This window comes from Microbacterium saccharophilum, assembly GCF_007992455.1.
Taxonomy (GTDB): domain Bacteria; phylum Actinomycetota; class Actinomycetes; order Actinomycetales; family Microbacteriaceae; genus Microbacterium; species Microbacterium saccharophilum.
On record NZ_BKAH01000007.1, the window covers coordinates 87,680 to 111,837 of the forward strand.

Genomic DNA, 24,158 nt, shown 5'->3' on the forward strand with positions numbered 1-24,158 from the left:
ATTCGCCAATGCTTCCATAGTTCAGGATGCCGATCCACAATCATCATCGACAGACATCGATCATTCCGCAACGCTAGGCCCCATGGACCGCGCCCCGCACCCCGAGAACGTCCACCGCTTCGAGACCCTGGCTGTGCATGGCGGCCGGGACGACCTCACGACGCTCGGCGTGCACGCTCCGCCCCTCGACCTCTCGTCGACCTATCCCCTGCCGGATGTGCAGCGCGGCGGCGACTCCTACGAGACGCTCGCGGGCGGCGGGCGGCCTCCTGCGGACGGCAGCGCCGTGTACGCCCGACTGTGGAACCCCACCGTCGCCCGGTTCGAGGACGCGCTCGCGCTGCTCGAGGGCGCCGAGGCGGCCGTCGCCTTCTCCTCCGGGATGGCGGCGGTCACGGCTGCCCTGCTCAGTCACACGACGTCGGTCGGCAGACCGCACGTCGTGGCGGTGCGTCCGCTGTACGGGGGCACCGACCATCTCCTGGCGACGGGCCTCCTCGGAACCGACGTGACGTACTGCACCGCCGATGAGATCGCCCGGGCGGTCCGCGGCGACACGGGGCTCGTCATCGTGGAGACCCCCGCCAACCCGACGATGGAGCTCGTGGACATCGAGCGCGCGGTGGCTCAGGCGGGCTCGGTTCCCGTCCTCGTCGACAACACCTTCGCCACGCCGGTGCTGCAGAACCCGATCGCGCACGGCGCCGCCATGTCGCTGCACAGCGCGACGAAGTATCTGGGCGGGCACGGCGACGTCATCGGCGGGGTCATCGCATGCAGCGAGGAGACGGCCGAGGCGCTGCGGCCCGTGCGCGCGATCACCGGCGCCGTCCTCCATCCGCTCGCCGCGTACCTGCTGCACCGGGGGCTCCCCACCCTCGCGCTGCGCGTGCGAGCCCAGCAGGCGTCCGCGGAGCGGATCGCGCGATGGCTGACCGAGGATCCCGCCGTCGCCGAGGTGTTCTACCCGGGTCTCACCGGGGACCCGCTCGTCGGGTCGCAGATGCGCGGCGGCGGGGCGATGATCGCTGTCCGCCTGCGCGGCGGCTACGAGGCCGCTGCGCACGTGGCCGGCGCCACGCGGGTGTTCGGCCACGCGGTCTCGCTGGGCGGTGTCGATTCGCTCGTGCAGCACCCGGCGGCGCTGACCCACCGCCCGGTGGCGCCGTCGGCGCGTCCGGGCGCCGACATCCTGCGGCTGTCGATCGGCCTGGAGCACATCGACGACCTGATCGCCGACCTCGCCCAGGCCCTCGCCTCGGCGCCGCAGGAGAGCACAGCCGTGACGCGCGCCGGTGTCCGCTAGGCCGTGACGACCTGCGCCGTGCCGAGCGGCGCGCCCGGGCCCATCTCGGCGGCGAGGCGGTTGGCCTCTTCGATCAGGGTCGCGACGATGTCGGCCTCCGGCACGGTCTTGATGACCTCGCCCTTGACGAAGATCTGACCCTTCCCGTTGCCGGACGCCACACCGAGGTCGGCCTCGCGGGCCTCCCCCGGTCCGTTGACGACGCAGCCCATGACGGCGACGCGCAGCGGCACGGTCATGTCCTTGAGCCCCTCGGTGACGTTGTCGGCGAGGGTGTAGACGTCGACCTGGGCGCGTCCGCACGAGGGGCACGAGACGATCTCGAGCTTGCGCTCGCGGAGGTTCAGCGACTGCAGGATCTGGTGGCCGACCTTGACCTCCTCGGCGGGCGGGGCGGACAGCGAGACGCGGATGGTGTCGCCGATGCCCTCCGACAGCAGGATGCCGAACGCCGTCGCGCTCTTGATGGTCCCCTGGAAGGCGGGGCCGGCCTCGGTGACGCCGAGGTGCAGCGGCCAGTCGCCCATCGCGGCGAGGAGGCGGTACGCCTTCACCATGACGACGGGGTCGTTGTGCTTGACGGAGATCTTGAAGTCGTGGAAGTCGTGCTCCTCGAACAGCGACGCCTCCCAGCGGGCGCTCTCCGCGAGCGCCTCGGGGGTCGCCTTCCCGTACTTCTGGAGCAGGCGCGGGTCGAGCGACCCGGCGTTCACGCCGATCCGCAGCGACACGCCGGCGTCCTTGGCGGCCTTGGCGATCGCGCCGACCTGGTCGTCGAACTTGCGGATGTTGCCGGGGTTCACGCGCACGGCGGCGCAGCCGGCGTCGATGGCCTGGAAGACGTACTTCGGCTGGAAGTGGATGTCCGCGATGACCGGGATCTGGCTCTTCTTCGCGATGATGTGCAGCACATCGGCGTCGTCCTGCGACGGCACGGCGACGCGGACGATCTCACAGCCGGAGGCCGTGAGCTCGGCGATCTGCTGCAGGGTCCCGTTGATGTTGGTCGTCGGGGTCGTGCACATCGACTGGACGCTCACGGGGGCGTCACCGCCGACGAGGACTTTTCCTACCCGGATCTGGCGGCTCTTGCGGCGCGGGGCGAGGACGTCGGGGACCTTGGGCATCCCGAGATTGACTGCTGGCACGTCCTCAAGCCTACGACCCGCCGACCGGGTGCAGGCTGAGTGCGCCCGCGCGGCTGTGGTAGTTTCGGCGCATGTCCGCGAACCTCACCTGGTGGCACTCCGCATAAGGCGGTGTGTTCGCGTGACGACTGACACAGACCGCCCCGACGGGCGGTCTTCTTCGTAGGGCGACCGCCCCCACGACGAAAGACCGACCATGACCGGGTCCACTCCGCCGAACCTCGCCGCCCTCGCCTCCTCCGGGACGCCGTTCGCGCTCCTCGCCCGCGACGGCTCGACCGTCGAGGTCCTCACCGGCGACATCGTCGACGTCGCCGCGCTCGCCGACATCCCCCTCGCGGATGCCGCCGGGACGCCCCGTGAGGTGCTCGCTCTCGTCCCGTTCCGGCAGGTCGTGGAGCGGGGCTTCGAATGCCACGACGACGGGGCGCCGCTGCGCTGCCTCGTCGTGGACGCCCACGAGGCGCTGACCCTCGACGACGCGCTCGCCCAGCTCCCGACCGAGCGCGTCGCCCTCGCCGACGCCGGCTTCGACATCCCGGATGAGGAGTACGCCGCCATCGTCCGCCGCGTCATCGCGGATGAGATCGGCCGCGGCGAAGGCGCGAACTTCGTCATCCGGCGCGATTTCACCGCCGCCGTCGACGCGGATGCCGTGACGGCCGGACTCACCTGGTTCCGCGCCCTCCTCGAGCACGAGCGGGGCGCCTACTGGACGTTCCTGATCTCCACGCCGGGGCACCTCGCCGTCGGCGCCAGCCCCGAAGCGCATGTGAGCGCGAAGGGCGGCCTCGTCACGATGAACCCGATCTCGGGAACCTTCCGGCATCCCGCCGGCGGCGCCACCGTCGAGACCCTCGCCGAGTTCCTCTCCTCCACGAAGGAGACCGAGGAGCTCTTCATGGTCGTCGACGAGGAGCTGAAGATGATGTCCGCCGTCTGCACCGACGGCGGCCGCATCACCGGACCGCACCTGAAGGAGATGTCCCGGCTGACCCACACGGAGTACATGCTTCGCGGGCACAGCACGATGGACCCGCGCGACATCCTGCGGGAGACGATGTTCGCCCCGACCGTGACGGGCTCCCCCATGCAGAACGCGTGCACGGTCATCACGCGGCACGAGCGCTCCCCGCGCGGGTACTACTCCGGGGTCGCGGCCCTCTTCACTCCGCATCCCGGAGGCGGACACGACCTGGACGCCCCGATCCTCATCCGGACGGCATACCTCGCCGACGGCGTCCTCCGGGTCCCCGTCGGCGCCACCCTCGTCCGGCACAGCGACCCCGACGGCGAGGTCGGCGAGACCCACGGCAAGGCCGCCGGCGTGCTGGGCGCCATCGGCGCCGTGGAGCGCGACCACATCGCGGAGGCGGTCGAGCTCGATGAGGACGCGCCGGCGGCGCAGCCGCGCCTGCTGGCCGATGACCCGGCGATCGCCGCTCAGCTGTCCTCGCGCAACGCCCGGCTCGCCGCGTTCTGGCTGAACCCGCAGGATGCCGGTGCGCACGGCCCCTTCGCGGGCCGCACCGCGCTCGTCGTCGACGCCGAGGACCGCTTCACGACGATGCTCGCGCACCAGCTGCGCCACCTGGGGTTCGAGGTGACGATCCTCCCGTGGCACGAGGTCGATGTCGCGGCGATCGACGTCGCCGATCTCGTCGTCTCCGGTCCCGGTCCCGGCGACCCGCGCGAGGCGGACAGTCCGCGCATGGCGCGGATGCGCGAGGTCGTGCGTGCGCGCCTGGCCTCGGGGCGGCCGCTCCTGGCGGTGTGCCTCAGCCACCAGATCCTCGCCGCCGAGCTGGGCCTCGGCCTCGCCCCGCTGGATTCCCCGCACCAGGGACTGCAGAAGACCGTGGACGTGTTCGGCGTGCCGGCCTCCATCGGGTTCTACAACACCTTCACCGTCCGCGTGCCGGCCGGCACCGCCGAGGTCGGGGCGACGCAGATCGCCGCGGATGCGGCATCCGGGGATGTCTATGCGCTGCGCGGTCCGGGCTACGCCTCCGTGCAGGGACACCTTGAGTCGATCCTGTCGCGGGACGGCCTGGAGACGCTCGAGCGTCTCATCACCCACGCGCTCACGTCCTGATCGGCGGGAGATCAGCCGAACAGGACGACCGGGTTGAAGACGTCGGCGAGGATCAGGATCCCGCCCATGACGATGAGTCCGATCACGACGACGAAGGTGACGGGGACGAGCTTCGTCGCATCCACGGGCTTGGGGGCGGCCGCCGGAACAGCTTCGCCCACGCCCGCTTGAGACCGTCCCACAGCGCCACGACGACGTGCCCGCCGTCCAGGGGCAGGAGCGGCACGAGGTTGAAGACGAACAGCGCGATGTTCAGCGACCCGAGGAGGCCGAGGAGCGCGGACACGCGGTTCAGGATCGGCGCGTCGATCGCCGCGACCTCGCCCGCCAGGCGACCCGCGCCGACGACGGAGAGCGGGCCGTTCGGGTCGCGATCCTGACCGGTGAACAGGTCGACGGCGGTCTGGTAGACCTTGACCGGCAGCTGCCAGATGATGCCCATCACCTGCCCGGTCTGGTCCACCGCGGAGGCCGGGCCCGCCCAGATCGGCTGACGGACGAACTCGACGGATGCCGTCATCCCGACGAAGCCGACCTCGGCGGTCGTCACCTCGCCGCCGGCGCCTTCGACCTCGCGCTCGGCGAGCATCGGGGTCACCCGCAGCGGGACGGTCTCCCCGTCTCGCTCGACGACGATCTCCAGCGCGCGTCCGGGGGCGGCCTGGATGATCGCCGAGGCATCCGAGAAGGTGGCGACGTCCGTACCGTCGACCGAGACGAGCACGTCCCCGGGAAGGATGCCGCCCTCCGCGGCCGGCGACGCCGGATCGCCGGCGTCGCACGTGGTCTGCGTCGTCCCGGCCGGCAGCACGCACTCGTTGACGGCCGCGACCGTCGTGGTCGCGGTCTGCACGCCGATGCCGCTGAACACGATCGCGAACAGCACGAAGGCCAGCAGCAGGTTCATGACCGGGCCGCCGAGCATCACGATGACGCGCTGGTACACCGGCAGCTCGTAGAAGGCCCGGCGCTCCCCGGTCGCGACGAGCGTCTCGTCGTTCGCGGCGCGGGCGTCCTGCACCATCGTCGCGAAGAACCCCCCGCCGGCGCGTCCCTCGGCGCCGGGCGAGGGCGGGTACATGCCGGCCATCGAGATGTAGCCGCCCAGCGGGATCGCGTTGAACCCGTACTCGGTCTCCCCGAAGCGCCGCGACCACAGCGTCGGGCCGAAGCCGATCATGTACTGGCCGACGCGCACGCCGAACTTCTTGGCCGGCACGAGGTGCCCTACCTCGTGGAGCGCGATCGAGACGGCGAGCCCCACGACGAGGAGCACGACCCCGATGATGAAGGCGATGACGGTCACGAGCGCTCACGCTACCGTCCGGCGCTTTGAGTTTGCCGAGCCGCGCGCCGACTAGGCTCGGAGCGTGGAACGGGGACGACACGCGGCGCGCCGGGCGCGGGCCGTGCGCGGCTGCGCGGCAGCCGCCGTCGCCGTCGTCCTCGCCGCCACGGCGCACACACTCTCCGGCGGCGGCGCCCCGCCGTGGTGGCTCCTCGTCGCCGTGACACTCCTGGCCTCCCCGCTCGCCGTCGCGCTCGTCGGACGGGCCCCCGCCCTATGGCGCACGAGCGCGGTCGTCGCCGTCAGCCAGGCTCTCCTGCACACGGCGTTCGCCGCGGTGGGGACGGATGCCCCGGCAGCGGGCGTGCGGCATGTGCACGGCGGCGCCCTCCTGGGGATCGGTTCCGCCGGAGTCGTCCTCGACCCCGGGATGATCGCCGGCCACGCGCTGGCCGCGCTCATCACGACCGTGCTGCTGGTGTGGGGCGAGCGGATGCTGCGCGGGATCGGCCGGGGACTCCGCCGTCTCCTGCGACTCCTCCCCGCCCACGCGCCCGGGTCGCCGTCGGCGCCGCCGCGCGCCGTGCCGGTCGCCCTGCCCACGCTCCCGCGGGTCCACCTCGCCTCCCTCTCCCGACGGGGACCGCCGGCCGTCTTCGGCTGAGCACGCCGCCTGCGCGGCATCCCCCTTCGCGGCGACCCGCCGCAATGACCCGAGAGAGAACCATGACCACCTCCACCCCTTCCCGCCGTCGCGCGCGCCTCCTCGGCGGCGCCGTCGCCGGCCTCGCCCTCGTCCTCGCCGCGCCGCTCGCGGCCTCCGCGCATGTGCACGTCTCGCCGACCGACGGCGCGGCGGGCACCACGACGCGGCTCGACTTCACGTTCAGTCACGGATGCGACGGCGCCCCCACGACCGCCGTCGTCCTCGACCTGCCCGAGGGCCTCGACGCCGTCACCCCGGTGCTCGACGGCGCGTGGACGATCACCCGCGACCTCGGCGCCGACGGCATCCCCACCATCATCACCTACACGGCGGTCGCGCCCGTCGAAGACGGCGTCAGCGCGACCGTGTCGCTCGACGTCGTCTTCGCCTCGTCCGTCGCCGACACCGAGGTCGCCTTCCCCGTGCTGCAGGAATGCGCCGAGGGTCAGAACGACTGGAGCGAGGTCGCCGAGGAGGGGCAGGACCCCCATGAGCTCGAGGCGCCCGCGCCCGTCGTGACCGTCGGCGCCCCCGCCGAGACGGGCGACGCGCACGGCGGCGACCACGCCGACGCGTCGGCGCCCGGCGGGGTGTCCGAGGGCGCGGCCGACGGGGCCGACCCGGTCGCCCGCTGGCTCGGCGGAGGCGCCCTCGTCGCCGCCGTGGCCGCGCTCATCGTCGTGCTGGTGCGCCGGCGCGCCTGACGCGACCCCGCGGCGGGTGCGCGCACCCGCGCGCCCCGTCGCGATCGCATTCGCGCGGGCACCGGGGCGATCCGTGCGGGGGATGAGAGGATGGACGGGCCATGCCCAGTGACGCCGCGCCCTCCAACCTCCCGCCCGTGCTCCGCCCGGAGAACCCTCCGCAGCGGTCCCTCGCCGAACTCGCGGAGCGCTTCGGCCGCTCGCACAGCGGCGACCTCGGCGACACCCGCCTGACCGGCATCACGCTCGCCACCGCCGACCTCCGCGCCGGCGAGGCCTTCGTGGCGATCCAGGGCGCGAAGCGGCACGGGGCGGACTTCGCCCGGACCGCCGCGGAGAAGGGCGCCGCCGCGCTCATCACCGACGCCGCGGGCGCCGAGATCGCCCGCGACGCGGGGCTTCCGATCATCGTGGTCGACGACCCGCGGGCCCTGCTGGGCGACCTCTCCGCATGGGTCTACGGCACCGGCCCGGACGACGACCTGCCGCTCCTTCTCGCCACGACCGGCACGAACGGCAAGACGAGCGTGTCACACCTCCTCGAAGGGATCCTCGGCCAGCTGGGCGTCGTGACGGGCCTGTCCTCCACGGCGGAGCGGCACATCGCCGGCGAGGTCATCGTGTCGCGCCTGACGACACCGGAGGCCTCCGAGTTCCACGCGCTGCTCGCGCTCATGCGCGAGCGGGGCGTCGAGGCGGTGGCCGTCGAGGTCAGCGCCCAGGCCCTCTCCCGGCACCGCGTCGACGGCATCCTCTTCGACGTCGCAGGCTTCACCAACCTCACCCACGATCACCTCGACGACTACGCCGACATGCGGGAGTACTTCGAGGCCAAGCTGCCGCTCTTCACGCCCGAGCGGTCGCGCCGCGCCGTCGTGTGCCTCGACTCCGCCTACGGCGCGGAGGTCGCGCAGCGCAGCACCGTCCCGGCCGTGACGATCATCACTCCCGCGATCGCCGTCGACCCGTCCGCCGCGGCGGACTGGCGCGTCGAGATCGTCGAGGAGCGCCAGGACGGCACCGAGTTCACTCTGACGGGGCCGGAGGGCCGGTCCCTCACGACGACCGTCCCGGTCATCGGCCGCCACATGGCCGCCAACGCCGGCCTCGCGATCGTCATGCTCCTCGAGGGCGGCTACACCTGGGAGCGGCTCGTCGCCGTGCTCGACGGCGGCCGCATCGACGCACACCTCCCCGGTCGCACGCAGCGGGTGTCCGGCGACCGCGGACCCGCCGTCTACATCGACTTCGGGCACTCCCCCGACGCGTTCGAGAAGACGCTCGCCGCCGTGCGGCGGGTAACGCCCGGCACCGTGCTCATGCTCTTCGGCGCCGACGGCGACCGCGACGCGACGAAACGGCACGACATGGGCCGGACGGCGGTGGAGGGCAGCGACATCCTCATCGTCACCGACCACCACCCGCGTTTCGAGGACCCCGACGCGATCCGTGCAACCCTCGTCGAGGGCGCCCGACGCGCGGCGCCGGATGCCGACATCCACGAGTACTCGCCGCCCGAGCGGGCGATCCGGGAGGCCGTCGCGCTCGTCGGCGACGGCGACGCCATCCTGTGGGCGGGGCCCGGCCACCAGGATTACCGCGACATCCGGGGCGTCCGCACACCGTACTCGGCGCGCGAGCTCGCGCGCCGCGCGCTGCGCGACGCGGGCTGGCCCGTCCCCGAGCCGTCCTGGCCCGTGCCATACCCGGCCGACGAGACACCGCTCTCCGACCCCTCACGCCCGCTGGCCTGACGCGCCCCCGGGGCCTGGCCCGTGCTGGGCCTGACGCGCCGCGCTCGGCGCCAGAATGGGGTCACACCGCGCCGCCTCACAGGCCTCGAGGCGACGCGAACCGCCCCCATTCCCTGCGGCACGGACGAGCGAACGGGATCGGGGTCACCTCGTGCCGCTTCGGCCCACTCGAGGCGGCGCGAACCGCCCCCATTCCCTGCGGCACGGAGGAACGAACGGGATCGGGGTCACCTCATGCCGCTTCGGCCCGTTCGAGGCGGCGCGAACCGACCCGAACTCTGGCACATCCGCCCCGCGGACCTCGCGCGGACCCGGCGCGAAACTGCGGCGCGGAACCCGCGGGGCCTTTGTGGCCAGGCCACAGTCGCGACCGGCGGACCCGCGCCGGCGATTGTGGCATCCGTGCACCCCCTAGCCGTGGTCTGACCATAGCGCTATGCTGGTCCCAACCGGCACGCCGAGCGGAATACCGCCACCAGACGGGGACCACCCGACGCGCTCGATCCCACGAGGACATGAGGAAGCGACATGACCACCGTCACCCCCGCCGCACAGGACGCCCAGCCCGCCGCCTGGACCGGATTCACCCCCGGACCGTGGCAGGACGGCATCGACGTGCGCGACTTCATCCAGCGCAATTACACGCCGTACACCGGCGACGCGTCGTTCCTGCAGGGCGCCACCGCCCGCACGACCCGCATCTGGGACACGCTGAGCGCGATGTTCCCGGTCGAGCGGGAGAAGGGCATCTACGACGTCGACACCCACACGCCCGCGTCCATCACGGCGCACGCGCCCGGGTACATCGACCAGACGGACGAGATCATCGTAGGCCTCCAGACGGATGCCCCCCTCAAGCGCGCCATCATGCCCAACGGCGGATGGCGGATGGTCGAGGGCGCACTGAACACCTACGGCTACGAGATCGACCCCACGCTGCGGACCGTCTTCACGACCTACCGCAAGACGCACAACGAGGGCGTCTTCGACGCGTACCCGCCGAACGTCCGCGCGGCGCGCAGCTCCCACATCATCACGGGCCTCCCCGACGCGTACGGCCGCGGCCGCATCATCGGCGACTACCGCCGCGTCGCCCTGTACGGCGTCGACGCGCTCATCACCGCCAAGAAGGTCGACAAGCTCGGCCTGGACACCACCCCGTTCACCGAGGAGATCGTGCGCCAGCGCGAGGAGCACGCCGAGCAGATCCGTGCGCTCGGCGAGCTGAAGCAGATGGCCGCGTCCTACGGCGTCGACATCTCCGGCCCCGCGACGACGGCCCGCGAGGCCGTGCAGTGGCTGTACTTCGCCTACCTCGGCGCCGTCAAGGAGCAGAACGGCGCGGCCATGTCCCTCGGCCGCACCTCGACGTTCCTCGACGTGTTCATCGAGCGCGACCTCGTCGCCGGCCGCATCACCGAGTCCGAGGCGCAGGAGATCATCGACGACTTCGTGATCAAGCTGCGCATCGTCCGGTTCCTCCGCACGCCCGAGTACGACGCGCTGTTCTCCGGCGACCCCACCTGGGTCACCGAGACCATCGGCGGCATGGGTGAGGACGGCCGTGCGCTCGTGACGAAGAACTCGTTCCGGTACCTGCAGACCCTCTACAACCTGGGCCCGGCCCCCGAGCCGAACATGACCGTGTTCTGGAGCCCCGAGCTGCCGCAGGGATTCAAGGACTTCTGCGCCCGCGTGTCGATCGACACGTCGGCCGTGCAGTACGAGTCCGACGAGATCATCCGCGCCGCATGGGGTGACGACGCCGCCATCGCGTGCTGCGTCTCGCCGATGCGCATCGGAAAGCAGATGCAGTTCTTCGGCGCCCGCGTGAACCTCGCCAAGACGCTCCTGTACGCCATCAACGGCGGACGCGACGAGGTCAGCGGCAAGCAGGTCTCCCCCATCGCCGCACCCGTCGGCGACGGACCGCTCGAGTTCGACGACGTCATGGCCCGGTTCGACAAGACGATGGACTGGCTCGCCGAGACGTACGTGGAAGCGCTCAACTGCATCCACTGGTCGCACGACAAGTACGCGTACGAGCGGCTCGAGATGGCGCTGCACGATCGTGACGTCCTCCGCACCATGGCCTGCGGCATCGCCGGCCTGTCCGTCGCGGCCGACTCGCTGTCGGCGATCAAGTTCGCCACCGTCACCCCGGTGCGCGACGAGCGCGGCATCGTCGTCGACTACACGACCGAGGGAGAGTTCCCGACGTTCGGCAACGACGACGACCGGGTCGACGGCATCGCCGTGGACCTCGTCGAGCGCTTCATGACGAAGATCCGCCGCCACCCGATGTACCGGAACGCCATGCCCACGCAGTCGGTGCTGACGATCACGTCGAACGTCGTGTACGGGAAGGCGACGGGCAACACGCCCGACGGCCGCCGCGCGGGCGAGCCGTTCGCTCCGGGCGCCAACCCGATGAACGGACGAGACACCCACGGGATGCTGGCATCCGCGCTGTCGGTCGCGAAACTGCCCTACGACCAGTCGCAGGACGGCATCTCGCTCACCAACACCGTCGTCCCTGCCGGCCTCGGCCGCACGAAGGACGAGCAGGTGCAGAACCTCGCCGGTCTCCTGGACGCCTACATCGGGTCCGAGGGCTACCACATGAACGTCAACGTGCTGAACCGCGAGACGCTCCTGGATGCCATGGAGAACCCCGAGGCCTACCCGCAGCTGACGATCCGCGTCTCCGGCTACGCCGTGAACTTCGTGCGACTGACCCGCGAGCAGCAGCTCGACGTGCTCTCCCGCACCTTCCACGGCTCGATGTGACCGGCATGTTCCCGCTGACCGCCCTCCCGCCCGAGGCGACGCGCCTGGAGGCTCCCTCCGGCCCCGCCGCCTCGGCGGCGGGGCCGCGCGCCGGCCACGGCCTGGACGGCCTGCGCGTCGCGCAGGTCGACCGGGGCGAACGCCTCACCGCGATGCGGGAGGGACGCCTGGGCTCCGTGCACTCCTGGGAGCTCGTGACGGCGGTGGACGGTCCGGGAACCCGGCTCACGGTGTTCCTGAACGGCTGCCCGCTGCGCTGCCTGTACTGCCACAACCCCGACACCCTCGCGATGAAGGACGGCAAGCCGGTAACCGCCGACGAGGTCATCACCCGCATCCGCCGCTACGCCGGGGTCTTCCGGGCCACCGGCGGCGGGCTCACCCTGTCCGGCGGCGAGGTGCTGATGCAGCCGCAGTTCGCGGCCCGCATCCTGCACGGCGCGAAGGCGCTCGGTGTGCACACCGCCCTCGACACGAGCGGCTACCTCGGCACGAACGCGACCGACGAGATGCTCGCCGACACCGACCTGGTGCTGCTGGACGTGAAGTCCGGCGACCCGGAGACGTACCGCAAGGTGACCGGGCGCGACCTCGAGCCGACGCTCGCGTTCGGCTGGCGTCTCGCGGAGCTCACCGACGGGCCGGAGATCTGGATCCGCTTCGTGCTGGTGCCGGGCCTCACCGACGACGAGGCGAACGTGGAGGCCGTCGCCCAGTACGCGGCGTCGCTCAACGAGATCCGGCCGGGCGCGCTGACCCGCGTCGAGGTGCTGCCCTTCCACCAGATGGGTCGTGACAAGTGGAAGGCGGTCGGGCGGGAGTACGAGCTGGCCGACACCGAGCCGCCGACCCCCGAGCTGGTCGAGCGCGTCCGCGAGCAGTTCCGCGCGCACGGCCTCACGGTGCACTGACCGTTCCCCCGACGGTCAGATCGAGCCCAACGGCGGGCTTGTCGATCGGTCCGCCCCACCGCTTCCGGGGCGGGCCGATCGTTGCCGTGCGCGCGAAACGCAGGAGCGGACGTGACGGGTGTGGCTGGTGTGGCTCAGAGGCCCCGGGCGTCACACCATCTCCTGCAGATCGACCCGTGCTGCGGCTCGCGCGCGGGTGACGGCGGACCGGGATGCCGCGGCGGCGGCGCAGCCGCGCCGGAGGCGTCAGCGCGCCGCGATGACGCGGTCGGCGGCGGCGCGGGCCCACCGCTCCGCCTCGGCGAGCGACTCGCGGGTCAGCTCCCCGGGAGCCTCGTGCTCGTCGACGACGCGCGCGACCGTGTCGAGGATGCCGGTGAAGCCCAGCTTCCGCTCGTGGAACGCGTCGACCGCCTGCTCGTTGGCGGCGTTGAACACCGCGGGGTAGGTTCCTCCGGCCCGCCCGACACGCTTGGCGAGCTCGACGGCGGGGAACGCCTCGGCGTCGAGCGGCTCGAACGTCCACGCGGTCGCGGTGGTCCAATCCAGCGGCACGCCGACGCCGGCCACGCGATGCGGCCAGTCCAGTCCCAGCGAGATCGGCAGGCGCATGTCGGGCGGCGAGGCCTGCGCGATCGTGGAGCCATCGGTGAACTCGACCATCGAGTGCACGATCGACTGCGGGTGCACGACGACGTCGATCTCGTCGTAGTCCACGCCGAACAGCAGATGCGCCTCGATGACCTCGAGTCCCTTGTTCACGAGGGTCGCGGAGTTCGTCGTGACGACACGCCCCATGTCCCACGTCGGGTGGGCGAGCGCCTGCTCCGGGGTGACATCGGCGAGGGCCGCCCGGTCGCGGCCACGAAAGGGCCCGCCGGATGCCGTGAGGACGAGCCGGCGCACCTCGATGCGCTCCCCCGCGCGCAGGGCCTGCGCGATGGCGGAGTGCTCGGAGTCCACGGGGACGATCTGGCCGGGGGCGGCCAGCCGCGTCACGAGCTCGCCGCCCACGATCAGCGACTCCTTGTTGGCGAGGGCGAGGACCCGTCCGCTCTCCAGGGCCGCGAGCGTCGGGCCGAGGCCGACCGAGCCGGTGATGCCGTTGAGGACGACGTCCGCGTCGACGTCACGGACGAGCTGCTCGGCCTCGATCGCGCCGAACGCGGTGTGCTCGACCCCGAACTCCGCCGCCTGCGCGGCGACGCCGGCGCGATCCGATCCCGCCGCGAGACCCACCACCTCGAACCGGTCGCGCCGGTCGCGGATGACATCCAGCGCCTGCGTCCCGATCGATCCCGTGGAGCCCAGGATCAGGACGCGCCGCACGGGTTCAGCCTCCCGGGTCACTGGGCCGGGATGTGCTGCGCGCCGAGGATGTCGACGACGAAGATCAGGGTCTCGCCCACCAGATCGGTCGTGTTGATCTCGCCCTCGCCATAGCCGTCCACGGGCGGGATCACGACGAGCACCTGCGAGCCGACGGGGTACCCCTCGAGCGCCTTCTGGAAGCCGGGGACGAACGACGTGGTGCGCTGCGCGTAAGGGACGCCGCCCTTGGCCCACGTCGAGTCGAACGATTCGCCGTTGGACCAGCGGACGCCCCAGTACTGGATGAGGACCGCGTCGCCGGACTGCACCTCGTAGCCGTCGCCCTCCTTGAGGGTCGCGAGCGTCGTCTCGGTGGGGAGGTCGCCCTCCGGCACGGTGACGGTGGGCGCGCCGTCGTCGGCGAGGGTCACCTTCGGCATCCCGGCGACCGGCTCCTGCGGCTCGCCCCACGCGGCCGTCGGGACGACGGAGAGCAGGTCGAGCACGTAGATCTCGGCGTCCGTGTCGTCGGTCTTCGGGAACGCGGCGACCACGCGGGTGCCGACCGGGCTGCAGCCGAACGTCTCGCCGAGCGGGCTGTCCGCGGAGATCTGCGCCGGAAGCATCTCGCCGGGTTCGTAGCCCGCCGTCGCGATCTCCTCGCCGGTCTCGGGGTTGAAGGCTGTCAGCGCGTACGAGACGAAGTCCCCCGCCTCGACCTTGTCGCCGTCACCCTCCTCCACGACGGTGACCTGGCGGTCGGCGACCTCCAGCGGTGCATCGAACACGAGCTTCGACGGTTCGCCGACCTCGCCGGTGACGGTTGCCGCCTCGGACGCCGCACCGGAATCCGCGACCGCCGCGCACAGGTCGGCGGCGCCGCTGGCATCGGGGGACGGCGCGTCGCTTCCCGCGCCGGCACAGCCGGAGAGCAGCAGCGCCGAGACGGCGACGACGGACAGGGCGAAGGGGCGCAGGCGCACGGAAGACCTCACAGTGGGAGACGGGACACGCCCATCCTCGCGCATTTTCTTCTGCCTCGGCTGAGAAGGCGCCATGCCCGAGGCGGAATGGAAACGGGAGTAACCTCGTCGAGTGACCGCACAGGAAGAGCCCGTACCCGACGTGGCATCCGCGGACGAGAACGAGGTCGCCGGCGTCGGCCTGACCTATTACGTCATTCGCTGGCTGATCGCGCCGCTGGCGCGACTGATCTACCGTCCCCGCATCGAGGGTCGGAAGAACATGCCGCGCAAGGGCCCCGTCATCCTGGCGAGCAACCATCTGTCGTTCATCGACTCGTTCGTCATCCCCATGTTCGCGCCGCGCCCGGTGTACTTCCTCGCGAAATCGTCGTACTTCGAGGGGAAGGGGATCGCCGGCTGGTTCAGCCGGCAGTTCTTCACCGCAATCGGCGCGACGCCGGTGACGCGCGGCGCCGGCCAGGCGGCACTGGACGCCCTCGACCAGCAGCGCCGGATCCTCGAGTCCGGCCGCGCGATCGCGCTGTACCCGGAGGGCACGCGGTCGCTGGACGGCCGGCTCTACAAGGGCCGCACGGGCGTCGCGTTCCTCGCCCTGCAGACCGGTGCGCAGGTCGTCCCGGTCGGTCTCGTCGGCACGAGCGACGCCATGCCGGTCGGCGCGAAATGGCCGAAGATGCGGCCGCAGGTGATCATCCGCTACGGCGAGCCGCTCGACCTGGCGCACCACGGCCCCGCCTCATCCGGCCGTGCCCGCCGTCTCGCGACGGACGAGATCATGGCCGCGATCCACGCCCTCTCCGGCCAGGAGCTCGCGCACGCCTACAACGAGGCACCCGCGCAGACCCCCGTCGAGCGTCTCAGGCAGGTCCTGCCGCACGAGCGTCGCTGACCTCCGCGACGACCACCGTCGGCTCGTGCCGCACGGGGAAGTTCACCGAGTTCGCGATGAAGCACCACTCGCGTGCCTGCGCGTGCGCCGCGGTCGCCGCGGGGATCATCGCCGGGTCGGTGACCGTCACCCGCGGCCGCAGCACGACCTCGGTGAACGCTCCCCCGCCGCGCCCGTCCTCCACCATGCGTCCCGTCGCGTCATCCGCGTAGGAGACCACGACGACGCCCACCTGCACGCACGCGTGCAGGTACGACAGCAGATGGCACTCCGACAGGGCGGCCAGCAGGAGATCCTCCGGGTTCCACTTGGCCGGGTCTCCGCGGAACGGCTTGTCGCTGGATGCCGTCAGCTCCGGCTTCCCGTCGATCGAGATCGTCACCGCCCGGTCGTAGTCGCGGTACCCGCTCGTCCCCGTGCCGCGGTTCCCGGTCCAGACGCTCCGCAGCGCATAGTCATGCTCGCCGATCATCCGGCCAGTCTGCCATCGCGGGTCGCGGCGGAGGCGACGATAGGCTGACGGGGTGGCGCAGACCTTCACCGTCCCGGATGCAGTCGAACTGGCCGTCGTGGAACGGAGCGGCTTCGTCGAGTCCCGCCACGCGGGATCGGCGATCGTGCTCGACCCCGACGGGGTCGCCGTCCGCACACTCGGCGACGTCGACACGCCGATCCTCCCCCGCTCCAGCCTGAAGCCGCTGCAGGCGCTCGCGTGCCTCACGGCCGGGGCTGCCCTCGACGGCGAGCGCCTCGCGCTGGCGACCGCGAGCCACGCCGGCACCGACCGACACGTCGCCGTCGTCCGATCGATCCTGGCCGCCGCCGGGCGCGGCGAGGACGACCTGCAGTGCCCGCCGGCGTGGCCCGGCGACGCGGCCACGCGGGACGAACTCGTGCGCGAGCTCGGTCAACCGCAGCGAGTCCGGATGAACTGCTCCGGAAAGCACGCCGCCATGCTGCTCGCCTGTTCTGCCAACGGGTGGGACCACACCACCTACCTCGACCCCGCGCATCCGCTGCAGCTGCACATCCGCGAGGTGATCGAGCGGCTGACCGGAGCGAAGCCCGCCGCGACCGCCGTCGACGGGTGCGGCGCACCGGTCTTCGCGATGAGCCTCGCCGCCCTGGCACGGGCGATCCACCGCATCGGATCGTCGTCGGAGCGGTCGCCGTTCGCGCTGCACCGCAGCGCCGGGCAGCTCGTGCGCGCCGTGCGGGAGAACCCGTGGACGATCGACGGCCCCGGCCGGCCGGACACGATCGCGATCGAGCGCCTCGGCGTCTTCGCGAAAGGCGGCGCCGAAGGCGTCATGGTGATGGTGGCCCCGAACGGCGCCACGGTGGCCCTGAAGATCCTCGACGGCAACGGGCGCGCGACCACCGCCATCGCCCTGGCGCTGCTCGAGCGGGTCGGCGCGCTGCCTGCGGGCGACGTCGCGCAGACCCTGTCGCTACTTCCGCTGTCGGTCACCGGCGGCGGGCAGGACGTCGGGTCCATCCGGCCGACGGTGTAGTCGTCCCCACAAGGGTCGCAGAAAGGACGAGCATGCGGATCTGTGTTCCCACCGAGATCAAGAACAACGAGTATCGGGTCGCCCTCACGCCCGCCGGCGTGCACGACCTGTCCGCCGCGGGACACGAGGTCTTCGTGCAGCGCGGCGCGGGCCTGGGCTCGTCGATGACCGACGCGGAGTACGAGGACGCCGGCGCCACGCTCCTCGACGATGCGGCCGAGGTGTGGGCGCGCGCGGAGCTCCTGCTGAAGGTGAAGGAGCCGATCGCGTCGGAGTACGGGTACTTCCGTGACGACCTGGTCCTCTTCACCTACCTGCACCTGGCCGCCGACCGCCCGCTCACCGACCGGCTCGCGGCGGACCGCGTGACCGCGATCGCGTATGAGACGGTCCAGTCCCCCGGCGGCGGGCTGCCGCTCCTCGCGCCGATGAGCGAGGTCGCGGGGCGGCTCGCGCCGACCGTCGGTGCGGCGACGCTGCTGCGTTCCGCGGGCGGACTCGGGCTGCTCATGTCGGGTGTCCCGGGGACGCGCCCTGCGACCGTCACCGTCATCGGCGGCGGGGTCGCCGGCGCGAATGCGGCCGTCATCGCCGTCGGCATGGGCGCCGACGTCACGGTGTTCGACACGAACATCCAGCGCTTGCGCTACCTCGACGACCACTTCCAGGGACGCATCAAGACGGCCGCGTCGAACCCCCTCGATCTCGACCGCGCCGTCGTCGCCAGCGACCTCGTGATCGGCTCGGTCCTCATCCCGGGGGCGAAGGCGCCCAAACTCGTCACGAACGACATGGTGGCGCGGATGCGGCCCGGTTCGGTGCTCGTCGACATCGCCGTCGACCAGGGCGGCTGCTTCGAGGACACGCGTCCCACGACCCACGCCGACCCGACGTTCACGGTGCACGGCAGCGTTTTCTACTGCGTCGCCAACATGCCCGGCGCCGTGCCGAACACGTCGACCTCGGCGCTGACCAACGCGACGCTGCCCTACATCCGCCGGATCGCGGCGCAGGGCTGGCGCGACGCGCTGCGCGCCGACGCGTCGCTGGCCGCCGGGCTCAACACCGTCGACGGGGAGGTCGTCAACGCCGGCGTCGCGACGGCGCACGGTCTCCCGCCGCGGTCCCTCGAAGACGCCCTCGCGTGAGGAGGCCCCCGCCTGATGCGTCAGGCGGGGGTCCTCTCCTGGATCCCCCACGGCGACCCGTACGCGCCGCCGAGAAGGTCGAGGAACGGCCGCGCGTCGAACGCCTCCGGCCCGAGCACGCCCGCACCCGACCAGACTCCCGTGGCGAGCAGCTCGAGCGCGATCACGGGATTGATGGCGGTCTGCCACACGACGGCCTGCGAGTTGTACTCGCGCATCGTGTCCTCGTTGTCCACGACGTGGTACAGGTAGGTCGACCGGGGCTGCCCGTCCTTGCCCGTCCCGGTGACCCACACGCCCGCACAGGTCTTGCCGGTCATCTTGTCGCCGATGGTCGCGGGGTCGGGCAGGCAGGCGGCCACGACGTCGCGGGGTGAGACCTCGACGCCCTTGACCGTCACCTTCTCGGTCCGGTCCAGCCCTAGTTTGTTGAGTACCTTCAGCACCTCGATGAACTCGTCGCCGAGCCCGTACTTGAACGTGACCCGGCGTGCACCCGTCCAGCGCGGCATGAGGAGCACCTCCTCATGCTCGACGTTGACGCACTCCACCGGGCCGATGCCCTCCGGGAAGTCGAACACCTCGGGCTCGCTGAAGGGCGCCGTCGTGTACCAGCCGCGGCCCCGCTCGTAGACGACCGGCGGGTTCAGGCACTCCTCGATGGTCGTCCAGATGGAGAAGGAGGGCGCGAAGTCGTACCCGGCGACGACGAGGTTCGCGCCGTCGCGCACGCCGAGTTCGTCGATCTCGCTGAACAGCTCGTCCTCCGCGTAGCGGGCGAACACGTCGGACAGGCCCGGCTCGACGCCGATGCCGACGAGCGCGAGCCGGCCGGCATCCTTCCACTCCTGCTCCTTCGCGAACTGCTCGTCGCCGAGCTTCACGCCGGGCAGCTCGTACGGGCGGTCCGGATGCCGGCGGGAGAGGCTCATCGCCATGTCGAGGTAGACCACCCCGGCGGCGAAGCAGCCGTCGAAGATCGGCATGACGAAACGCGGGTCGACGGCGTTCAGGACATGCGTGGCCCCGTGCTCGGCGATGAGGGCGGCCACCGAGTCCGCACTCGACGCGTCGACCTGCGCCGCGACGAGCCGCGCATCGCCGAGTTCGTCGACGAGGGCCTGCGGCCGGGCGGGATCGTAGTCGGCGATGATGAGGCGGTCGAAGAACTCGCGGCGGACGGCGATGCGGGCGGCGGCGGACCCGACGCCGCCGGCGCCGACGATGAGGATGCGCATGGGGATTCCCTTCGGCGATCGGGGAGGCAGGGCGCGGACGGCGGTCAGGCGCGGCCGCCGTCGACGGAGCGGACGAACTCGCCCGGCTCCTCCGGCACGAGCACGGGCGTCTCGCGGTTCAGGCTCTCACCGCGGAAGAACCGCTTCGAGCGCGGGAAGAAGTACCAGGCGACCATGAGGACCACGCCCACCAGCAGCGCGCCGATCCCGACGACGAACGTGCTGCCCACGCCGAGGAGGGTGCCGGAGTACCCGTAATCGGGGTCGAGCATGTCGATGGCGGACTGGACGAACGCGTACGTCAGCATGAGGGCGCCGAGCAGCGGCAGGATCCCGCGGTAGAGCAGGTTGCGGCCGGACGTGAACAGGTCGCGCCGGAAGTACCAGACGCACGCGTAGCCCGTGATCGCGTAGTAGAACGCGATCGCGAGCCCCAGCGAGAGGATGGTGTCCTGCAGGATGCTGTCGCTGATCGTCGTCATCACGACGTAGTAGACGCTCGCGACGATGCCCATGATGAGCGTGGAGAAGGACGGCGTCGCGTACCGCGGATGGACGTCCTTGAACCGCGCCGGCAACGCCCGGTACACGCCCATCGCGAGGGTGCCGCGCGCGGTCGGAAGGATCGTCGTCTGGGTCGAGGAGACGGCGGAGATGAGCACCGCCACGACGAGCACCCAGCCCCACGGGCCGAGCAGCCCGTCCTTGATGGCGAGGAAGAAGTCGTCGGCGTTCGCCTCGTTGCCGAGTCCCGTCCCGTCCTCCCCCACGCCCGCGTACATCATCGCGGCGATCGTCACCGAGACGTAGGTGACGAGCAGCAGGAGGCAGGTGAGGACGGCGGCGAGGCCGGGGATGCGCGTGGGGTCCTTCGTCTCCTCGTTCAGCGCCAGGCAGGTGTCCCAGCCCCAGTAGATGAACAGGGCGAGCAGCACCGCTTCGACGAAGCCGCTCCACTCGCCGAAGGCGAACGGGTTCAGCCACTCCCAGTCGAACGGGGTCGGATTCGGCGCGGTCCCGGCGAAGAACTGGGTCAGCGCCGCGATCACGAAGACGATGAGCGCCAGGTACTGGATGGCGAGCAGCACGTTCTGGATGCGCTCGCCGATCTCGACACCCCGCCAGGACACCCACGTCATGGCGGCGATGAAGGCCACCCCGACCAGGACGATGCGCCAGTCGTTGGGGGCGTCGAACTCCTGCCCGAGGAGCGCCCAGAAGTAGATCGAGGCGATCTGGGCGAGGTTCGCGAGGACGATCATGCCGGCCACCGCGACGCCCCACCCGCCCATCCAGCCCACCCACGGCCCGAACGCCTTCGTGCCCCAGGTGAACGTCGTGCCGCAGTCCGGCACATCGTTGTTGAGCTCCCGGTATGCGAAGGCGATGAAGAGCATCGGGATGAAGGCGACGATGAAGGCGATGGGTGCTTGCGCGCCGACGGCGAGCACCACCCAGCCGAGGGTCGCGACGAGGGAGTACACGGGTGCGGTGGAGGCCAGGCCGATGACGGTCGAGCCCCAGAGGCCGAGCGTTCCGGCGGCGAGACCCTTGCCATCACCCCGGGTCAGGTGAACAGGCGTGGTAGTCACAGTCGTGACGCTAGGCCCGGGCGGCCGGGCAGGTCAAGGGACGCGCCGCGGGTCGGGGAGCACGACGCGGCGAGGCGGGGCGTCCGGGTCTCCGCGCACGAGCCACGCCCGCCGCCCGCCGGCGAGCGCGTACGGCGGCAGGTCGCGGCGGCCCGTGACCACCCGGTACTCCGCCGCACATGCGGCGTCCACGACGAGGTCGGCCTCGGCGCGCGCACGGGCGAGGAGCTGCCATCGTGCGAGCCATTCCTCGGGCGTGCCCCACACGACGGCGCCGGGGCGGAGCTCGGCGTCGTCCGCCGCCACGTGGGCGATCCGCAGACCGCCGTCGCGCCACAGGGCGAGGGTCGCCCGGGCGCCGGGACCGGTCGGCGCGACGAACGCCGCGGCACGGCGCCCGGGATGGAGGACCCGCGGGGTGGGGTGCCCGTCGGGCGCGGGCGGATCGGCGGCGAACGCGAACTGCACGAGCTCCCCGCCCAGCCGGCCTCGTCCCGGTGGCGGATCGGCCAGGAAGCCGGCGGAGTCGCCTCCGGCGGCGACGTGGTCGGCGCGGGAGCCCACGGCGAGGAGCGCCCGGCGCGGGATCAGCTCGGCGAGCCGGGCGAGCCCGCCGCTCAGCCGCTGCGCCGTCACGACGAGGATCACGCCGCGCGCGCGGCCCGTTCTCGCCACCGCCTCCAGCCGCTCCAGGACGACCGCAGCGTAGTCGGCCGGGAACCGGGCGAGGAGGGCGTCGGCGTCGTCGACGAGCACGGCGGTGCCGGGTCGGAGGCCCTCGAGAGCCTCGCTCGCATCCCAGGCCGCCTCGGGGTGGGCCGGGAGCGCGTGCACCTCGGCGACCTGCGCCGCGATGGCCCGCACGATCGCGGTGCGGCCGGAGCCCGTCCGCCCGATGACGACGAGTCCGGGCTCCCCCGGCGCGAGGCGGACGACCGGCTGCCGCTGCCGTTCCGGCTGATCGGCGACCCCGAGGACGATGCGCCCGGGCTCCCGCACGGCGTGGAGGGCGATCATCTCCGGCAGCGCCGGCAGCCACGGGCGTCGCGCGCGGGGGCCCGGCGTCCGGGCGACGATGCGCGCGACCGTCGCATCGTCGCAGAGCGCGATCCGGAGGCTGCGCGGCAGAGCGTCGCCGGCGGCCCGGACGAGCGCGATGCCCCGCGCGTCGGGGCTGCCGCTCAGTAGCACGGCCTCGTCCGTCCCGAGCACGGCGCGGGAGTCGCCGGCGTCGGTCACCCGCAGGCTGATCCGCAGCGGGGCGTTGGCCAGCACCGCGTCGCGGAACACTCCCGCAGCCCGCTGGGAGGCGAGGATGAGGTGGATGCCGAGCGCGCGCCCGCGCGCGGCGATGTCGCCGAAGAGGTCGTGCAGGGCCGGATGGGCGGCCACGAGCGCCGCGTACTCGTCGACCACGACGACGAGCCGCGCGAGATCGACCTGCGCGATCTCGCGCGCCCCGGCCTCCGCGAGCACCCGCTCGCGGTGCCGGATCTCGGCGCACAGGCTCTCGACGGCGCGCACGGCGGCCGTCTCGTCGAGATCCGTGAGCACACCGGTGACCTGCGGCAGCGGCAGCAGCGCGTCGAACGTGCGGCCGCCCTTGAAGTCGACGAGGAGGAACGACACCTGTGCGGGGCCGTGGGCGGCGCACAGGGCGACGATCCAGGAGGTGAGCAGCTCGCTCTTGCCCGACCCGGTCACGCCGATGACGACCGCGTGGGGGCCGTCCCGCACGAGATCGAGCACGACGGGTCGCCCCGCGATCGTGCCGATCGGCGCGGGAAGGCGCGTACGGTCGGCCGGCGGGACCTCCTCGATGAGCTCCGCGAGCCCGACGCCGGCCTCGACCGGCGGCGCGCCGGCATCCGCCCGCGCCGCCAGCAGCAGCGCGAGCCCGCGCGCCTGGGCCGCGGACAGCGACTCGATCCGCACGTCGCGGGTCACCCCGTCATGGTCGAGCACGGCCCGATCGATCCCGGTGAGGGTGAGCACCGCGGCGCACCGCGGGGGTGTCGGACTGCCGGGGTCGACCCGGACGATCGGGATGTCCGCCGCGGGGGGCAGGGCGCCGACGTCGGCGGGGACGCACAGGAGCCGCCCCGCGAGGGCGGCGGCGTGCGGCAGGCTCTGCAGCTCCGGTGCACCCTCGCTCTGGAGGCGCACCGCCCCGGACGGCGCACCGAGGCACGCCTGCAGCGTCAGCGCCCGCACGACGCCGTCCGCGAGAAGGGGCGGACCCACGACGGCGACGCCCGCGTCCACGGGCACGGTGATCGGCGCATCGTCCAGCCGGCGAGCGGCCCGCTCCAGCTGACGGGCCGCCGCGCCGCCGTCACCGCCGGTCACGCGCAGCCGGCTGCTCGTCTCGCCGCGGCCGACGACGAGGACGTCGCTGCGGCCGGCGACCGGACGCCAGATGTCCTCCGGTGCGACGGCGAATGCCGCGACATCCGGATGCCGGGCCCACAGCGCCGCCCGTTCGGCGTCGTGGCGCTCCGCCAGAGTCGTCCGCAGCCGTGCGAGCGCCTCCGCGGATTCCCGGGCGGCCCGTCGCCGCTGCCGCCGGGCGCCGCGGCGCGCGTCGAGCGCCGATGCGCCGGCCAGGACCGGACCGAGCGCCGCGAACCAGAGCGCGAAGGGCGACCCCGTGATGGCCCACAGCAGGACGGCGCCGGCGACCGGGGCGAGCGCGGACAGCACCGGGAGCGGGGTCCGTGGCGGCGGGGGTGGTGCGGGCGGCAGCGCGAGCGGCCCGTCGAGATCGTCGGGATGCAC

17 protein-coding genes and 1 pseudogene are annotated in these 24,158 nt (G+C 72.4%); 10 read left to right on the plus strand and 8 right to left on the minus strand.

Features of this window, described 5'->3' with window-relative positions; translation table 11 throughout:
* Nucleotides 1-82: 82 nt before the first annotated feature.
* Complete coding sequence (locus tag MSA03_RS08905) at nucleotides 83-1,306, plus strand: trans-sulfuration enzyme family protein (protein ID WP_147050564.1); 1,224 nt, start codon at nucleotides 83-85, stop codon at nucleotides 1,304-1,306.
* On the opposite strand, the gene ispG is transcribed toward MSA03_RS08905, so the two are convergent.
* A complete protein-coding gene (ispG, locus tag MSA03_RS08910; RefSeq protein ID WP_174799867.1) occupies nucleotides 1,303-2,454 on the minus strand; it encodes a flavodoxin-dependent (E)-4-hydroxy-3-methylbut-2-enyl-diphosphate synthase in 1,152 nt (383 codons plus the stop codon). The two genes, MSA03_RS08905 and ispG, sit on opposite strands and share 4 nt — an antisense overlap.
* Before the next feature lie 196 nt (nucleotides 2,455-2,650).
* Between ispG and MSA03_RS08915 the strand changes: the two genes are divergently transcribed.
* The gene (locus MSA03_RS08915; protein WP_147050566.1) at nucleotides 2,651-4,549 is read left to right on the plus strand and encodes a chorismate-binding protein; all 1,899 of its coding nucleotides are present in this window, start codon (nucleotides 2,651-2,653) and stop codon (nucleotides 4,547-4,549) included.
* 11 nt (nucleotides 4,550-4,560) lie between these two features.
* Here MSA03_RS08915 and MSA03_RS08920 read toward each other — a convergent pair.
* Nucleotides 4,561-5,855 (minus strand): annotated as a pseudogene (locus MSA03_RS08920) (M50 family metallopeptidase).
* A 64-nt stretch (nucleotides 5,856-5,919) separates the two neighbouring features.
* On the opposite strand from MSA03_RS08920, the gene MSA03_RS08925 reads away from it, so the two are divergent.
* The 5 genes from MSA03_RS08925 (at nucleotide 5,920) to pflA (ending at nucleotide 12,702) form a co-directional block, all read left to right on the plus strand.
* Nucleotides 5,920-6,501 (plus strand): hypothetical protein, encoded by a 582-nt coding sequence (locus MSA03_RS08925; protein ID WP_147050568.1) that lies wholly within the window; start codon nucleotides 5,920-5,922, stop codon nucleotides 6,499-6,501.
* Nucleotides 6,502-6,563: 62 nt separating this feature from the next.
* Nucleotides 6,564-7,247: a DUF1775 domain-containing protein gene (locus MSA03_RS08930; protein ID WP_147050569.1), complete on the plus strand. Its 684-nt coding sequence runs from the start codon at nucleotides 6,564-6,566 to the stop codon at nucleotides 7,245-7,247.
* Between the two features lie 101 nt (nucleotides 7,248-7,348).
* A complete protein-coding gene (locus MSA03_RS08935; protein ID WP_028496080.1) occupies nucleotides 7,349-9,001 on the plus strand; it encodes a Mur ligase family protein in 1,653 nt (550 codons plus the stop codon).
* Nucleotides 9,002-9,529: 528 nt separating this feature from the next.
* Nucleotides 9,530-11,791, plus strand: a complete 2,262-nt coding sequence (pflB, locus tag MSA03_RS08940) for a formate C-acetyltransferase (RefSeq protein ID WP_147050571.1) — start codon at nucleotides 9,530-9,532, stop codon at nucleotides 11,789-11,791.
* Nucleotides 11,792-11,796: 5 nt separating this feature from the next.
* Nucleotides 11,797-12,702, plus strand: a complete 906-nt coding sequence (gene pflA / locus MSA03_RS08945; RefSeq protein WP_147050573.1) for a pyruvate formate-lyase-activating protein — start codon at nucleotides 11,797-11,799, stop codon at nucleotides 12,700-12,702.
* Between the two features lie 246 nt (nucleotides 12,703-12,948).
* Here pflA and dxr read toward each other — a convergent pair whose 3' ends face one another.
* Together dxr and MSA03_RS08955 are read right to left on the minus strand one after the other, a co-directional pair.
* Nucleotides 12,949-14,031 carry a 1-deoxy-D-xylulose-5-phosphate reductoisomerase gene (gene dxr / locus MSA03_RS08950; RefSeq protein ID WP_147050575.1) on the minus strand — a complete coding sequence of 361 codons (1,083 nt, stop codon included), beginning with the start codon at nucleotides 14,029-14,031 and terminating at the stop codon, nucleotides 12,949-12,951.
* Nucleotides 14,032-14,048: 17 nt separating this feature from the next.
* The gene (locus tag MSA03_RS08955) at nucleotides 14,049-14,996 is read right to left on the minus strand and encodes an FKBP-type peptidyl-prolyl cis-trans isomerase (RefSeq protein ID WP_147050577.1); all 948 of its coding nucleotides are present in this window, start codon (nucleotides 14,994-14,996) and stop codon (nucleotides 14,049-14,051) included.
* 112 nt (nucleotides 14,997-15,108) lie between these two features.
* On the opposite strand from MSA03_RS08955, the gene MSA03_RS08960 reads away from it, so the two are divergent.
* Nucleotides 15,109-15,888, plus strand: coding sequence for a lysophospholipid acyltransferase family protein (locus MSA03_RS08960; RefSeq protein WP_147050579.1), 780 nt, complete (start codon nucleotides 15,109-15,111; stop codon nucleotides 15,886-15,888).
* Here the strand turns inward: MSA03_RS08960 and MSA03_RS08965 are convergent.
* Nucleotides 15,857-16,360 carry an OsmC family protein gene (locus tag MSA03_RS08965; protein ID WP_147050581.1) on the minus strand — a complete coding sequence of 168 codons (504 nt, stop codon included), beginning with the start codon at nucleotides 16,358-16,360 and terminating at the stop codon, nucleotides 15,857-15,859. The genes MSA03_RS08960 and MSA03_RS08965 overlap by 32 nt on opposite strands.
* 52 nt (nucleotides 16,361-16,412) lie before the next feature.
* Between MSA03_RS08965 and MSA03_RS08970 the strand changes: the two genes are divergently transcribed.
* Both MSA03_RS08970 and ald read left to right on the plus strand, forming a co-directional pair.
* Entirely contained in the window at nucleotides 16,413-17,402 is a 990-nt protein-coding gene (locus MSA03_RS08970) for an asparaginase (RefSeq protein ID WP_147050583.1), read from the plus strand.
* 32 nt (nucleotides 17,403-17,434) lie between these two features.
* A complete protein-coding gene (ald, locus tag MSA03_RS08975; protein WP_147050585.1) occupies nucleotides 17,435-18,550 on the plus strand; it encodes an alanine dehydrogenase in 1,116 nt (371 codons plus the stop codon).
* A 20-nt stretch (nucleotides 18,551-18,570) separates the two neighbouring features.
* Here ald and MSA03_RS08980 read toward each other — a convergent pair whose 3' ends face one another.
* Genes MSA03_RS08980 through MSA03_RS08990 form a run of 3 tightly spaced genes read right to left on the minus strand, consistent with a single transcriptional unit; the run spans nucleotide 18,571 to nucleotide 24,158 of the window.
* On the minus strand, nucleotides 18,571-19,788 hold the full coding sequence (locus MSA03_RS08980) for a saccharopine dehydrogenase family protein (protein ID WP_147050587.1): 1,218 nt from the start codon (nucleotides 19,786-19,788) through the stop codon (nucleotides 18,571-18,573).
* Between the two features lie 44 nt (nucleotides 19,789-19,832).
* On the minus strand, nucleotides 19,833-21,380 hold the full coding sequence (locus MSA03_RS08985; protein WP_147050589.1) for an APC family permease: 1,548 nt from the start codon (nucleotides 21,378-21,380) through the stop codon (nucleotides 19,833-19,835).
* 33 nt (nucleotides 21,381-21,413) lie between these two features.
* A complete protein-coding gene (locus tag MSA03_RS08990) occupies nucleotides 21,414-24,158 on the minus strand; it encodes an FtsK/SpoIIIE domain-containing protein (RefSeq protein ID WP_371863091.1) in 2,745 nt (914 codons plus the stop codon).